We start from the raw sequence: 16,852 nt of genomic DNA on the forward strand, positions 1-16,852 counted from the left end.
GGCATGTCTATTGCACTAGGATTATTGTGTTTCTTAAACTATTAGGCATCTGTATTGCCTTTCTTGCTTTACCAATTTTTTGTTTTGATGTGCAAAATTCTGGTAGCCAAAATTATACATCGAATTTAGTTATCAATCTTGATAATGATGAATCATTTGCTGTAATCGATAATTGGTGGCCAAAGTCAACTGTTATCTCAAAAGTTACATGCAAAAGTGATATTCATATCGAAAGTGATGAATTTTATTATTTATTAAATTTTAAAAATTCTCATATTATTACTGCAAATGAATTAAAAAAGGCCTGTCATTTTTTTAAATATAAGAATCAATTCAAAACTGTGACGTTTGTTTTGCGTTTTGAAAGAGATGAGCTCTTTCTAGATATCGAGTTAGAAGGTGTTTGGACTTTTCATAAAGTACACTTTCACGGTCCAATGCTCGGTAAAGATTCTTTTCGGCAATATTATTTATTAGAAGCTACTGAGCCATTCGATATAAAAAAGCATGAGCATTCTATTCAAAAAATTAATGAAGCATTGTGGCAAGAAGGTTATTTTGAGGGAGTGGTCATTGATTCATTTTCATATAATCAAAAAAATAAATCAGTAATCGTAGATATAATTATTGATCCTAATACACGATTTATAATCAATGATTTTCAAGTACAATTTACCGATTCTGTTTTGCAGAAATCGCAAAATGAATTTGATCAATTAAAACATGAAGTAATAAGGCAACTTGAATCAAAATTATTAGGGCATAATTATAGTAAAGAATTATTTGAAGTTGAAATTGACCGATTAAAGCAGTATTTAAAAGAAAAAGGTTATTTAGCTGTTTGTTTAAATATTGAAAAAAATATAAAACATGAATCAAAAAAGATTTTTTTTCTTATTAATATTAACTTAGGCCCACAAAAAACATTTATATTTTACGGTAATCAATCTTTTAACAAAAAAGAATTGCTCGATCAAATTCTAATTTTTGGTAATTCTACTAATTTATTACCTATTTCTATTTTAACTGAAGAGATAGAAGAGTTTTATCGAAAAAATGGTTTTTGGCAGGTAGAAATCGAATTTAAACAAGAAAATAATATTATTAGCTTTTTTGTTAAAGAGGGCAAACGTATATCAATCGATGAGGTGACTTTATATGGAATAGATCATTTCAATGCTTTTGATCTAAGTAAGCAATTTTTTAAATCATGTACCAAATCTAAATATTATAATTCTGGAACTCTTAAACGTGCAATTTCTGATTTGCTTTCTTTTTATATTAAAGAAGGTTTTTGGGATGTGCAGATAATTAAGCAAGAGTATATCAAAATATCTGACAGACATTACTGCTTAAATATAACTCTGGATGAAGGGAATCGGCGTATTTTATCATCAATAGAAATTCCTGAACATACCGAACTTCTAAAAAAAGATCTTTTTTTGAATATAAGCAAAAAATTGCCGTTGCCCATAAATTTTGCGCAAATTCAAGAACAAAGAAACTTTTTAATTCATCATTTTCAAAATGAGGGATATTTATATATTGATGTAAAGCCAGAAATACGTGAAGTTGAAAAAAATATAACGCTTATATGGCATATTGATTTAAAACAATCAATTACTCGATTTGGTAAAACAATTGTTACTGGTTGCAATCGGTTTCCTTTTAGAAATATCATGCGGCAACTTCCATATAAAGAAGGTGAAATTTGGAATAAAGAAAAATTAGATTACGCCATCGTTAAATTGCGTGAATTAGGAATTTTCGAAACTATTCATGTTTCTACTATTAATATTTCACAGCCAGAATCAGAAAAAAATATTTTGATAAAAGTAATAGAAGATGACCCTATCGAAGTTCGTATGCGAGGTGGTTTTCAGCAAGTAAGTAGATATTTAACTTTTCGAAATGGTTCAACTTATAAAGCTGGTGGCTCATTGTTGTACAGAAATCCTTTTAATGTAGGTGATTTTCTCCGTTTTGATTCAGATGTTACTCGTTTTTATCGATATGTTTCAGGGTCTTATATGACACCATGGACGATGGGATATCCAGTGCATACTATTGTTAAAGGTTATGCTAATAAATATATTCAGCCCGTAGTAATTGGTAGTGAAAAGCCTCTTTATACCGTAAGGCAGGAAGGTGCTTTGGTTGGATTAAGCCATCGATTTAAACGAAGCTATTTTGGATTTAATTTGGGATTTGAATTTATGGAAACAAGTGGTCTCTCTGTTGATTTAGCACGAGCTATAAATTTTGAACCGCAATTAATTGATCAAAAAGTTCCTTATTTTTTTATTGAACCTTCATTATTTATGGATTATTTGGATGATAAATTAAATCCTGCATATGGTTCTTTAACGGCAATATCTTTTAAAGGAATGTTTTCTTGGAAAAAAGGGAGTGTTAATTTTTTTAAATTATTTTGTGAACAGTCAGTTTTCGTTCCATTACTTCCTATTGTTGTTGGCATTCGAATACGGCTTGGACATATTTTTAATCAAACACTAAGTGCAATTATGCCGCCGGAACGATTTTTTTTAGGTGGCGCAAATTCATTAAGAGGCTATGAGCCTGATTTGGCACCACCACTTGGTATTATAACGGAAAGTGATGGTAAGCAACGTCTTGTGCCACAAGGGGGAAAGTCAATGATGAATGGAAATATTGAATTTAGATTTCCCATTTATAAAGGATTTGGCGGCACTGTTTTTCAAGATGTTGGCATATTGATCGAAAAATCTATGGCAGAAATTACTGGTAATAAATTTCTTGCTTCTTCCGGCTTTGGTTTGCGGTACAATACTCCAGTCGGTCCACTTAGGTTTGATCTTGGTTTTAAATGGAAAAAACGGAAACCGGAAGACTCATCTTTTGCCTGGTTTTTAACTTTTGGTAATGCTTTCTAATGGCATTTCCTGAACAATTGAAGTACAACGGTGTAAAGAATGCCGTTTAAGAATTTTCTCCTTTTGCTTAATTGACAAAAAGGGATTATAGTGAAACTATAATTAATTAAGTAAAAAGTGAGTAAATATCATGAATAAAGAAAATAATAATTGTCATGGACATAGCCATGATCATAGTGCCTCTTTAATTGAAGAGCTTATTTGTCATTTACCGTATGCTATTTTTTCGGTAGCAGTAGGTTTAATAATCTTAAGTTTTATGACCGTTTTTGGATTATCAAACGTAGACCAGAACCATTCACATTGTGGTGGACTTCATGCGTTATTTCATAGCTTCCATTTTCTTCATATTGTATTCGCTACAAGCGGTTCAATTGTTATGTTTTCACGGTTTTCCAATAATATTGTAAAAGGCTTTGTTGTATCGTTAGCTTCAGCATTATTCTTTTGTACGTTATCAGATATCATTCTGCCCTATCTAGCTGGACGTATCTTAGGTGTTTCGATGCATTTTCATATTTGCTTAGTTTCTGAAATTAATAATGTTATTCCCTTTTTAGGTATTGGTTTGTTAAACGGTCTAGTAATGAGTAAACATAAGAGTTCAGTAAAGGGATTTTTTTCTATTTTAATTCATTTTTCGCATATTTTAACGAGCTCTTTAGCTTCATTATTTTACATAATTGCTGAAGGTTATACTAATTGGTATCAAAATATGGGGCTTCTTTTTATTTTACTTGTTATTGCAGTAGTGATACCTTGTACTTTTGCTGATGTAATTGTTCCCGTATTTTTTGCACGCTCAAGGAAGGGTGAATGAAAAGTATTCGGCTAGAAAATATTAAAAAATCATATAATGGACAAGAGATTCTTGATGGAATTAATTTAACTATACCATCTGGCCAATTTTTTGCATTATTGGGACCGAGTGGCTGTGGAAAAACCACAATATTAAGACTTATTGCAGGTTTTGAAACTGCAGATAGTGGGGCAATTTACCTCGGTGATGAAAATATCACACACGTGCCTATAAATGAGCGAAATATTAATACCGTTTTTCAAAATTATGCTTTATTTCCTCATTTAAATGTGTTTGACAATGTTGCTTATTCCCAACGTATTCGTGGTGTGCCAGAAGAAATAATTGAAAAAAAAGTAATAAAAATTCTTCATTCAGTGCATTTAGATGCACATATTTATAAATCAATTGGACAACTTTCTGGTGGACAAAAGCAACGCGTGGCATTAGCGCGCGCAATTATTAATGAACCAGATGTTTTGCTGCTAGATGAGCCACTAACCGCATTAGACCCGAAATTACGTGAAAAGTTACTTTTAGAATTAATCGATTTGCAAACAAATTTAAAAACCACTTTTGTGTATGTCACTCATGATCATTTTGAAGCATTGACTGTTGCTGATCACATGGCAATCATGAATCAAGATGGCTTTATTGAACAAATTGGTACACCAAAAGAAATTTATGAATTTCCCGTTTCTACTTTTGTAGCAAAATTCGTGGGTTCAGCTAATCTTTTAAAAGGCCATGTAGTCAATTTTGAAAATAAACATGTAAAAGTAGCGGTTGAATCATTAGGTTCAATTGATGTTTTTACGCCAGAAAATAAACCATGGATAGCATTACAAAAAGAAGTATTTATTAGTATTCGTCCTGAAAAAATTTTAATTAGTAAAGTATTGGTAGAGGGTTTTTCTAATAAATTAACTGGAACGGTTGAGTCTATTGTTTATCACGGAAGATCCACGCAGTATAACGTACGGCTAGTCAATGATTTATTAATATCAGTTTTTGAGCAAAATGAAGAACATTTTCCAAAAGAGATAATAGATTATGGTGATACCGTAAACTTGTATTGGCAAAAAGAAAATGCGGTGTTATTAAAACAATGAATATAATAAAACGAGTACAGAAGCTCTTTTTTTCTGAAAGCTCATTTTTTATGGCGATACCTGCTTTAGTTTGGCAGGTATTTTTTTGTATTATTCCATTAATTTTGATTATTTCAGGTAGTTTTATTGCTCCCACCGGTTATTTTTTTTCTTTAAAAAATTATACTATTTTATTTGATACTAATCATTTATATATCATTTTGTTATCTTTTTTTCTTGCTTTAACAACAAGCATCTTATGTTTGTTATTTGGTTATCCAATAGCGTATTGGTTAGCTCGTAAAGTGGTTATATTTAAAAACCTTTTTTTATTTTTATTAATAGTTCCTTTTTGGACTAATTTGCTTGTTTTAATATATTCTTGGATTTTTATCTTAGAAAAAAGCGGCATTTTAAACAATTTTTTAATTTCAATTGGATTGATTCAGCAACCATTAGCAATTCTTAATAATATAGTTGGTATTTTAATTGTTACTTTTTATTGTTATTTACCATTTATGGTTTTACCAATTTTTAGTGTTTTGGAAAAAATAGATCAGAATATTTTGGAAGCATCGGCTGATTTAGGAGCAACTGGCCGGCAAACTATTACTAAAGTTATTATTCCATTAAGTTGGCCTGGAATTAAAACAGGTCTTTTATTAGTATTTGTACCTGTTTTTGGTGAGTTTACTATTCCTTTGCTCATTGGTGGTGATAAATATATGTTTACCGGTAATGCTATTGCTCATTATGTATTTACTGCACTTGATTTATCAAAAGGTGCAGCATTTACTATTATTGCAAGTATTTCTCTTTTTATGAGCATTATATTATTAAATTGGCTGCTTAAAAGATTTATTTATCGATTATAAGGGAAAGTGTGAAATTTAATATACAGCGATATTTTTTATCCCTATTTATTTTAGCAATGTATATTTTTTTATATACGCCTATCTTTGTTTTAGTATTATTCTCATTTAATAGCATTGCTTTTCCATATCGGTGGGTAAGTTTTTCCACACAATGGTATTATGAATTGTGGCAATCAACAGAAATTTGGCAAGCGGCTAAAAATTCGCTGATTGTTGCAACTTATTCAGCGGGATTTAGTTTATTTTTAGGACTTTTGTGGATTTTTTATGGAGCACAAAGTAAAATGAGGCGATTTGACCTAATCTTTTATATTAATTTGATGCTTCCAGAAATTATTTTAGCATTAGGATTATTGATGCTATTTACTTTTTTTGGAATACCGCTTGGATTAGTTACTTTAATTGCTGGCCATACTGTTTTGGGACTTGGTTATGCTATACCAATTTTATCAACGAGATTTGAAGAATTAGAATATAGTATTATAGAAGCATCATTAGATCTTGGGGCTACATTAAATCAAACATTTAGGCGAATTATAATACCGGTTTTAATGCCAGCATTAGTAGCAGCAGGATTGCTTGTTTTTATTATTTCATTAGATGATTTTTTAATTTCTTTTTTTTGTGCAGGAGGTACTGCTCAGACATTATCTTTATATATTTTTGCAATGATTAGAAGTGGTGTGTCGCCAACGATTAATGCATTATCAACAATTTTATTATTGATAAGCAGTGGTATTGTATTATTATTTTCACTCTTAAAAGTTAGATCGCGTATTTTTTAAAATATGAAAATGAAAAAAAATAAATTTTACATTCGTTTATTAATGATAGCAGTTTGGATTTTATTATTTGGTATGTTTATTTCATTACCTTATCTTAGTTCATTATGGCAATCGCAAAAAGCAATAAATTTACTTACTTGGGCCAATACCATTGATCCTAAAGTTATTGATGCTTTTGAACAAGAAACGGGTATTAAAGTTAATACCACTTATTTTGACAGTAACGAAGAATTATTTGTAAAATTTTATACATCAAAAGGGGAAGGGTATGATTTAATAATGCCGTCAGATTATTTAATGGAAAAATTAATTCATTTTAATTTGCTTAAACCCATTGATAAATCTAGGTTAGATTTTTGGGATAGATTATTGCCGCGGTTATTAAATCATTATTTTGATCCAGAAAATACTTATTCTGTTCCTTATTATTGGGCAATTTATGGTATTGGGGTTAATAAAGCATTTTTTAAAGAACGATTGCCATTATCATGGTCTTTACTTTTTTCATATCCTATATCCAATGCAAAAGTAGGTATGGTTAATATTGCTCGTGAAGCAATACTTATTTCCGCTTTGTATCTCTTCAATTCAATAGATCAATTAAATCAAGAAAAAATAGAAGAAATCAAAAAACTTTTACTTAATCAAAAAAAACGAGTCGAAGCTTATATAGATGCTGATGTACGATCAAATTATATGTTGATTTCTCAAGCATCTCCCGTAGTAATTGCAGCAAGCCCTTATATTGCTAAAGCAATACAGTCTAATAACAATCTAGATTTCTTAGTTCCAGATAAAGGAAGTTTTATACTTATTGATAATTTGGCTATTTCTGCTCGTTGCGAACAAACTGAGTTAGTATATAAATTGATAAATTTTTTATATCGTCCAGAAAATATTCGCTATCATATTGAAAATCAACCATTCATTGGAACAACAAAAGAACTTTTATCGATTATGAAAGAAGAACAATTTCCTGCTTCGATAATTAATGCTCACTTTGATGAAACTAAGCCATTATTTTTCTTTAAAAATATTATTTCTGAAGATATCGCAAATAATATTTGGATTTCATTAAAAGTTTCATAATTATTCAAAGTCTATTCTTGACAATTTTTTTTAAAAAAACTATTAAACAATAGAAGCTTAATGATGTGGTGAGTGGTATCTATTAGTTAACATTTCAATTATCGCATTTTACTTTTTTAATTACCAGTTTTTAAGCATCTGTTCATAGTTAGGATTTGTGTAACCTCTTCAAAAAAAAGGATGAGAGTATGAAGAAGCACATTTCAAGTATGTTGCTGTTTTTATGTTTAATTATATTTTCTTCTCAATTATCGGCTATGTGTGGCACTACCGTATTGTGGCATAATCGAAGCGATGGGCCAGCAGGTAAAGATCCTGGCATTACCATGGATGTAATTGATCAAAATATTGATGTGCGTGGAGTAAATGCATTAGTAGAAGGAATTCACGTGGTAGCTGATTCATGTGATATTCTTGTAACCGTTACTAATGAAGATTCAGTTATTACTGGTTCCGGTAATCGATGCGATAATATTCCGACTAATTCAGCACGATTATACTTATTTGCCAATACTGATCGCACCATTACTTTTTCACTTACGAGTGATTTAATTTTCCGTGGTACAGCAAATGATGATACGCTTTTGGATCTTTTAGTTTCAGTTTCTGGACCTGGTGAAGTTAGATTTTTTATCGAAGGTGGGCAAGAAGTTTGCTTTACTTCAAATTCAGATAGTGGTGGCGCACGTGTTTTTCTTGCTATGGATGATCCAAATAATCCACTACTATTGTTTCGACGATTAGATCCACTTACTGGTAATGTGATGGAAAATGTTGAAGTAAAAGTTGGCCCTCGATCAGGTATTACCTTTCTTGCGGAAACAACGGTTGCTTCAGGTGCTGCAACGGAGGAGGGTACTATAGCATTTGATCCATCAAATACTGGTACCGGCTGCACAATTCTGCGTCTTGAAAATTGTTCTTACTTTTCAATTCGTGGTGTATGGCTAGATGCGAGTTTAGATAGCGAATTCATGTTAGATGATATTGAATTTAATACTCCTGCTGGATTAGAAGCTACTTTAATAGTAGAAAACGCTAATAGTGGCATTGGTACCCCTGCTCCTTTACGAATTATTAATGAAAATGCTAAATTAACTAATTTCTTAGCAGATCCATTTTGTGATGGAGCATTTGTCGTAACTGGCACTCAATTTGGGTTTATTTTAGGAGCAAATGCACTCTTGCAATTAAATGATTTAACGTATATTGATTATATTGGCACGCAAACAAATACCGTACCAATAGTAAATACCCCATTATCGAACGTGCAGCCAGATATTATTGATTTAATTGAATGTATGAAAATAACTGGTGTACAAGATTTAATAAAAGAACGAAATGCATCAGCATTTATCGTCGATGGTGATAATGATATAAATGCAACACCAGCAGAAATTTTCTTACAAGGTTCTTCAGCTATTTATTTTAGATCAGGTGTTGATTGTAATGGTGATGTAACATCATCATTTACTATTGATCCAGGTCAAGAAACTGAAGGTGCTGGAAATATTATTTTTGATGTTGAAGGGATGCTTACTGTTTCAGGACAACTTGATGGTAATACCGCATTAAATGTGCTTTCATTAGAAGTTACTAAAACAGGATGCTCTGTATTTGTAGAATCTAATGAAACACAATTTCCACAAAGAACATTTGCACGAAACGAAGATGGCGATTATTTACAATATAATAAAGCGGCGTGGTTGATTAATAATCGTATAGATATTTTCAATACCTCCATTGTACATACTGATGCTATCCATGACGTGTATGATCGCAATAATCTTGGTCGTTCCGATCTTAGTTCAGAACCAACATATATAGGTGGTGAGACATTTAAAATTTGTTTACCAGAAGATCAAGAACGTCCAACAATTGCATTGCATAATTCAATATTTCGTATTCATACCAATGTTGGCTTAACTGGCGTTGATATTCGCATTCCAAATGATGAAGAAAATAGTAATAGCAGTATATTGCGTTTTTATAATAATGGAAGACGTATTGATGATGGTTATGGCCGTATTATGGTTTTGGGCACGGATGAAGGTTCATTGTCAGCATGTGGTCAATTAATTGACCGTGATTCGCATTTAGATATATTCCAAGAGACAGAACAAATGTTAGCAACTGAACAACGATTATCTCTTGATACCAATGCAAATGATACTTGTATTACGGAAGGGATTGTTGGAGATATTTCTAATCAATGTGCCGTTCAGTCAATATTTTTAAATAATGCAAGTAATATTTCAGTAGGTACTAATGGTGCACAGGGTATAGATATTAATACTGGTATGCCATTTGATTTAGTTACTACGCCATCCTTCTGCATTAGCGGTGCATTCTTTTCATTTGAAACTGCTGGTGGTTTATGGGCATTGCCAGAAGCTGGCGGTACAATTGGACAAGGAGCCATTTTTGTAGATGCTAATGGTACATTCAAAATTAATTCTATGTATCGTGCGAGTGTTGCGACAATGGTAGTCAAAAGTAGAAATGGTGTTATTAATTTACCAAAAAGCCAAGTATTCTTTGATTCTCGTGTTGGGATTACTCAATGGAATATTAATTTAACTGATACTGCGCAACGTACATTAATTCCTGCAGGCATCTGTCTTTCTGATTTTACTATGGACTGGGGTGCTGTACAAAAAGATTATACAAGTAGTAATAGCTTTGTGCCATATGAGCCGAAAATGACACCAACTGGTTGTGAATGCCCACCAGTAACTGATTCAAACTTACGTGCATTACCGATGGTTCTTGGTATGGTTGATCAATTCCAAATAAAACGTTCACGTTTGGGTGATCAAGCACATCTGCAAGTTAAAGGTGGTAAAATTCGTGAATTAGTTATGCTTACTGGTTGCAATACAGCAGAAGCACCAGTAGGATTCTTAGTAGTTGAAGATGAAGCTTTTGTAGGTTTAGGTACGGCACATCGTAATGTTGATTCATTACAAGCATCAGTAAAATTAGGTATTAATGGTATGTTAATTTGTGCCAATGGTGATGCTACCATTGAATTAAATGAAAATATTATTATCGATAATGTTTGCGCTATTTTAAGTGGTACCTCATTCGGGTTAGCAGAACCACAAATATTAACTATTCATGCTCAAGATCATCAGGAATTCCGTGTTAAATCAACAGGTATGCTTGATCTTACTCAATTTGATACTGATAACAAAATTCTGCAATTTGCTGGTAATGTTCAAGTTGTGTTTGAACCAGGAGCTCAATTGATTCTTGGTGGCGGCACATTATCATTTACTGATCAAACAAGATGGACATTCCAAAACGTACTTGATAGTGATCTAGTAGCTGGTATGGAACCCAGAGATTTAGATGATATTCGTGTGAAATTAATTGGTGATGGTTTCATTACCATGGATGAAAATGCGACAATGTTGCTTTTAGAAAATCAATTTTTTGGTATTGAAACTTCACCTATTTGTGATAGTACCACTTCGATTACTTGGTTATTAAATGACCAGTCCGCTATTTATATTGGTACGCAAGAAGAAGCTGGTGGTTCATTTCAAATTGGTAATACACGGTGTGAGCAAGATGCTACAATTGACTTTACTTTAATACTTGATGGGGTAGGTACTGTTTTTGAAATTAATCGCCAAGGATTTTTAGGTCTTGCAGTTGGTATGGCAAATAAAGCGAGTGTTATACCAAATGAATGGCTCGTAAATTGCCTAGAAAATGTAACTTCAATTGCAATTGATATTCGTGAAGGAACGTTCAATCATAATCAAATTGTAACCGGCGATAGTAGTAACGCTGCATTGCTTGCTCTTGGACCTTCTGATGCATTTACATTATTGTTCAATCTTAATGATTCTGTGATTCGTGGTGGTGGAAATCTAGCATTTATTGAAAGTTGCGTTGATGATATGTGTGATGAAATCATCAAACGCGATCAAGAAGTAGATCGATTGCCAGCTGATGCACGTGTTTTATTTTTACAAGCACAAGAGATGATGCAAAATGCTACAGAAATGATGGAACAAGCAAAACAAATGATGTTTAGCATGATAACACGTGGGCCAAATAGAGAAAAAATCAGAGAAGCACAAAATTTGATGCGATCTGGTAGAAATTTGAAAGTTCATGCGCGCACTGTAATGAGAAATGTTATTATTTCATCAATTAATCCAACCGTGCAAAATACTGCTGGGCAAATAAGTGCAAACTTAGAAGCTGGTATCATGGCTGGTAAATTATTACTTCGTGATACATCAAAACCAGCACAACCCGTTAATGTAGGTCCACAGGCATTCTTTGATTACTTAACTACTACTCCTTTTGATACTCAGAATTCTCCACGTGCTAATGTATTCCGCGATCAGATAGAACTATCTACTGTTGGTTTTGTTGATGGTACGAGTATTCGTAGAGAACTAATTCAATTTATTTTAGGTACAAATGGTTTTAATATGGTTGATCATGATCATTCATTAAGACTAGGAGCACTTGGTATTAACCTCAATGATGTATCTCGTGATATTAACCAAGCAATTGAATTACGTGGTGCAACTGCATTCTAAAATAAGAATCTAGAGCGCTTGAGATTAAAAATCAAGCGCTCTTTTTAAGGATAGCTATATATGGTTTTTTTGATGAAGGAATGGGATGAATAAAAGATTGTTTGGACATATATTTTTAATTATGACATTAGTTAATCTGTCTTTAATCGGGAGAGAATTACGTACGCCATGGAGTTTAAGGCGTGGGCATTTACATGCTCCATTACCACGACCAACTGATGAAGATGGCCGATGGGCGATTGATACCTGGGCCGGAGCATTACATCGCGAATCAGATAAAGCATTTAAAGATAAAAATACCACCGCAAAAGATCAGTCACTCGCTGGTATTATTTTTGGTACTGAAAATTTTATTGCGCTTGAAGCTTTTGCACCTGGCACTATAAGCCCTCAAAATCCTTTTTTAGCATTTGCACAATTAAGGCCAGAAATTAGTTATAATGAAAATTCTGCTTATTTTGGTTTTAATTTTGATTATGCTTTAGGATGTGAATGTCGATTGCATGTTGGTGCACGTGTTGTTATACCATTTAGATCAATAACAATAGAGCTTGAAAATTGTTGTGATTTAGAAGAAGGTCTTGATTTAAGTGATGTATGCCGTTTGCAGGATGAACATGTTGATGGCACAGGGCAGAGTCCAACGCCAAATCCAACAACACAACGTGTTCCTGATTGTTATGCCTATCGGCTTGATTTTCTTTCTTCATTATTTATCGAACAAGCAGGTGCTAATCCTGAACCGTTAGTGAATTACAGCAATGCAATGAATAGAATTGCAATTGCCGCTAGAGATATAACTAATGCTAATGATACGCCAGTTCATGCGATACAACGTGATAATGAAATGGCACCCAATGGATTATTTTGTGCATTTGAAACAGCTGTTACTGGTGAGATAAATGCTGATGGTAGTGGTTTAGTAAATGATCAAAGAGGTCAATTCATATCAACAACAGATTATACACCCTTAGAAAACAATATAGCAGCACAACGTCAATTATGGATAGTTCCTACTGTTGAAGTTACGGACGCAGGCAATATAATAATGAGTACTGATGGTCGATTTATTGGTGATGCTATTCAAAATATTACAAGAAAATTAAATGAAACGGCAGTAGTTTTTTTCGCTGAAAACGGTGTCACGTTTAATACACAACACAATGTTGGTATTGGTGATATTAATACTGAATTTTATACAAATTATGAATTTTGTCATGGTATGATTGAAGGCATTGTTGGAATGAAGTTACCAAGCGGTATTAAAATCAAAGATCCGGGAGAAGTGCTTCGTATTTTTTCAACCGGTAATAACCGTCACTTTGAAATAAAATTTGGTGCCGTTGGAACTTGGGAACCAAATTGTTGGTTTATTTTAAAAGGTGATGCATTTTATAATCACGCATTCAAAGCCAATGAGCGTGTGGCAGCCCCATTTAGAGGCGCGACGGTGAAAAATATTGGACCAGCAATTGATGCCGATATTTCATGGCATTATTTTTTAAGTCATTTAGATTTTAACTTTTTAGTACCATGCAATCCACGTGTTGGCTTCATGGTGGGTTACGAATTGTATATCAAATCAAAAGATAATGTAAGTTTAGATCAATCTACGGCTACTGATTTCTTAGGCAATGTTCAACCGCTTGATCCAAATGTTTTAGAACGTCGTACTAAAGTATATGGTCATAAAGTACGCACTGAAATGTTCCATCAAGGTGATTATTGGGAGCTATTTGGTGGATGGACAACCGTATTTGCAGGCCGTAACGCACCACAAGAAAGTGATTGGCACATCGGCTTTGTAGCATATTTTTAATACTTAGTTTTTGTTTACTTATTAAAAAGGCTGCACTTTTGTGTGGCCTTTTATTTTTTTGCGAAAGCCATATTTTTCGATTAACCTTAAAAAATACATTTGTATTGCAAAATAAGGATTTTTATCATGGCAGAAAAAAATAAATTCTACATCACAACCCCAATTTACTATGGTACGGCAAAACCGCACTTAGGCTCTTTATATTCAACATTATTAGCCGATGTTTTTACTCGTTGGCATAAATTGCAACATAAAAAAACATTTTTTTTAACGGGTACTGATGAGCATGGACAAAAAGTAGCGCAAGCAGCCGAAAAAGCAGGAAAAGATCCAAAAAAGTTTGTAGATAGTTTTATTCCGGCATATAAAACAACCTGGCATCACTATGAATTAGAATATAATAAATTTATTCGTACTACTGATCCAGAACACATAAAAGCAGTACAATATTGGATAAAAAAGCTGCTTGAAAAAGGTGATATTTATAAATCAATGTATTCTGGTTGGTATTGTACCCCGTGTGAGACTTTTGTAACGGATGAAGCAGAAAGCAATGAGGCGCCATTATGCTCTTCATGTAATCGACAAACTAACCGTGTGTCAGAAGAGTCATATTTTTTTAGATTATCAGCTTATCAAGATAAATTATTAAAATTTTACAAAGATAATTCTGGATTCATAATTCCAAAAGAACGTGCATCGGAAGTTATTCGATTTGTAGAATCGGGATTACGTGATTTAAGTATTTCACGTACTACTATTTCTTGGGGAATACCATTTCCTAATGATCCTGAACACGTAGTATATGTGTGGGCTGATGCATTAAATAATTATATTTCTGCTATCGGTTATGGTGATCCTGAAAAACAGGAAGAATTTAATTTTTGGTGGCCGGCTGATATGCAAGTGCTTGGCAAAGACATTATACGCTTTCATGCCGTTTATTGGCCAGCATTTTTAATGGCGGCTGATTTGCAATTACCGAAGCGTTTGTTAGTACACGGTTGGATAAAAGTTAACCAGCAAAAAATGTCAAAATCATTGGGTAATGTAGTTGATCCAGATGTATTATTTGAACATTATGGTGCCGATCCAATTCGATATTATTTAATACGCCATATGGCAATTAATCATGACACTGATTTTAGCATCGAAGATTTAGAACAACGAATTGCAAGTGATTTAGCAGATGATCTTGGGAATTTACTCAATCGTATGTTGACTTTAGCTTTTAAATATAATTTATCTATAGTGCATTCGCAAAAAGTATGGACTGAAAGTGGCGAGGCATTACGTAGAAATAGTTGGGATGCTATTGAAGATTTTGAAAAGTATATGAATGAAGGTATGGCGCATATGGCTGTTGCACGATTATGGCGTTTTATAAATCAAGTAAATAGTTATTTTCATGCGCAAGAGCCATGGCAATTAGCAAAAAATAATGAAGTTCATTTTGCAGAAGTAATTTCAGCCGTATGCCATAGTTTATATGATATTGGTATTTTGATGTGGCCAATTATGCCTAAAAAAATGGAAGAATTACTCAAGAATTTAGGTGTTTTTTTACATTATGACCAGAATTATTTAGAAGATATTAAAAATAATCGATGGGATCGTACCTTTAATTTGTTCATTACGCAAACGTTATTTGAAAAGCCACATATACTTAAAGAAGAAAGCATAACACAAGCAGACGAGGAAGTTTCTATCGAAGAAACAAAATATACAACTATTGATGAAGTACAAAAAGTTGAACTTCGGGTAGGGACAATAGAAGAATGCGAGCCAGTTGTAAAATCTGATAAATTATTAAAAATGCGGGTGAATTTTGGTGAATTTGGTAATCGCCAAATTTTAGCAGGTATAAAAAAATCATTTAGCCCAGAAGATTTGATCGGTGAGCAAGCAGTTTTTGTATTCAATTTAAAGCCGCGCAAAATGATGGGTATGGAATCTCAGGGTATGATGTTGATTGCAGAAAATGAACAAGGTGATTTAGAAATAATAAAGCCTACGCATCGCGTGAAAGAAGGAACTCGATTGCGATAATTTGATACAATAGCTTTAATTTTTTTGACAAAGCAATCGCTTCATATTACTACTTAAAAAAAAGGGTAAGAAATATGAAGCGATTATTGCATTATATTTTTCTTTTCATACATTTTTTCATTATTTTCAATGTAAACAGTCAATTTCCAGATGAATTTTTAAATAATAATAATTTTAAATCTCAAGGTATAATCGATATTTATCGAGATATTTTAGATTCATTCAATCAAAAAAAAGGTATTGCAAAAAGTATCGTAAGAGTATTGGATGATTATTTGCACCAACAAGAATTATCATTTGTACAAGCAGCATTTAGTTTAACAATAGATCAATGTAGATTAATAGAAGAAAATTTGGATGATGCATCTAAAATTATACAGTTGATTGAGCAATTGTATCCCAAGGAAGCTTTAAATGAGATTGAATCATGTAAAAATTTAATCAACGATTATGAAATTGAATTAAGAAAAATATTTTCAAAAGAAGACATTAAATCAAACCGTCCTGATGCAGCATCACCAAATGCTCCAAATGCAATTGTCGGCAAAAACGTTTGTGATTTAACACAAGTTCTTGCATTACTCGCAGCAATAAAAAAACGCATTTTATTATTAGAAGAAATTATCTGTAATAAATTTAACCAAACATTTACTATTCTTGAAGAAATTCTAGATTGTTGCCAATCCACATTCACTGTTTTAGATGAAATTGAAATTGATATTTTTGACACGCAAACGATTTTATGTGAAAAGTTTTTTGAAACTTGGACGATTCTAGATAATTTACAGATAACAGCTTCAGTAGATTTAAGTACAGTATTTACAGTGCTTGATGAAATTCTAGATTGTTGCCAATCCACATTCAC

10 protein-coding genes are annotated in these 16,852 nt (G+C 32.5%); all 10 read left to right on the plus strand.

Features of this window, described 5'->3' with window-relative positions:
* Positions 1 to 26 precede the first annotated feature (26 nt).
* Entirely contained in the window at positions 27 to 2,915 is a 2,889-nt protein-coding gene (locus tag WDZ41_00495) for a BamA/TamA family outer membrane protein (GenBank protein MEX0939820.1), read from the plus strand.
* Positions 2,916 to 3,045: 130 nt separating this feature from the next.
* On the plus strand, positions 3,046 to 3,735 hold the full coding sequence (locus WDZ41_00500) for a hypothetical protein (protein ID MEX0939821.1): 690 nt from the start codon (positions 3,046 to 3,048) through the stop codon (positions 3,733 to 3,735).
* Positions 3,732 to 4,826: an ABC transporter ATP-binding protein gene (locus WDZ41_00505; GenBank protein MEX0939822.1), complete on the plus strand. Its 1,095-nt coding sequence runs from the start codon at positions 3,732 to 3,734 to the stop codon at positions 4,824 to 4,826. Before WDZ41_00500 ends, WDZ41_00505 begins: the two co-directional genes overlap by 4 nt.
* The gene (locus WDZ41_00510) at positions 4,823 to 5,680 is read left to right on the plus strand and encodes an ABC transporter permease (protein ID MEX0939823.1); all 858 of its coding nucleotides are present in this window, start codon (positions 4,823 to 4,825) and stop codon (positions 5,678 to 5,680) included. The genes WDZ41_00505 and WDZ41_00510 overlap by 4 nt, the downstream gene beginning before the upstream one ends.
* Before the next feature lie 8 nt (positions 5,681 to 5,688).
* A complete protein-coding gene (locus WDZ41_00515) occupies positions 5,689 to 6,465 on the plus strand; it encodes an ABC transporter permease (protein ID MEX0939824.1) in 777 nt (258 codons plus the stop codon).
* 9 nt (positions 6,466 to 6,474) lie between these two features.
* Positions 6,475 to 7,554, plus strand: coding sequence for a spermidine/putrescine ABC transporter substrate-binding protein (locus WDZ41_00520; GenBank protein MEX0939825.1), 1,080 nt, complete (start codon positions 6,475 to 6,477; stop codon positions 7,552 to 7,554).
* Positions 7,555 to 7,742: 188 nt separating this feature from the next.
* On the plus strand, positions 7,743 to 12,119 hold the full coding sequence (locus WDZ41_00525; GenBank protein MEX0939826.1) for a hypothetical protein: 4,377 nt from the start codon (positions 7,743 to 7,745) through the stop codon (positions 12,117 to 12,119).
* Positions 12,120 to 12,204: 85 nt separating this feature from the next.
* The gene (locus tag WDZ41_00530; GenBank protein MEX0939827.1) at positions 12,205 to 13,938 is read left to right on the plus strand and encodes a hypothetical protein; all 1,734 of its coding nucleotides are present in this window, start codon (positions 12,205 to 12,207) and stop codon (positions 13,936 to 13,938) included.
* A gap of 126 nt (positions 13,939 to 14,064) precedes the next feature.
* A complete protein-coding gene (gene metG / locus WDZ41_00535; GenBank protein MEX0939828.1) occupies positions 14,065 to 15,987 on the plus strand; it encodes a methionine--tRNA ligase in 1,923 nt (640 codons plus the stop codon).
* Between the two features lie 74 nt (positions 15,988 to 16,061).
* Positions 16,062 to 16,852: hypothetical protein (locus tag WDZ41_00540; GenBank protein MEX0939829.1), on the plus strand; the 791-nt coding region annotated here is incomplete at its 3' end.

This window comes from Candidatus Babeliales bacterium, assembly GCA_040879965.1.
Taxonomy (GTDB): domain Bacteria; phylum Babelota; class Babeliae; order Babelales; family JACPOV01; genus JBBDJI01.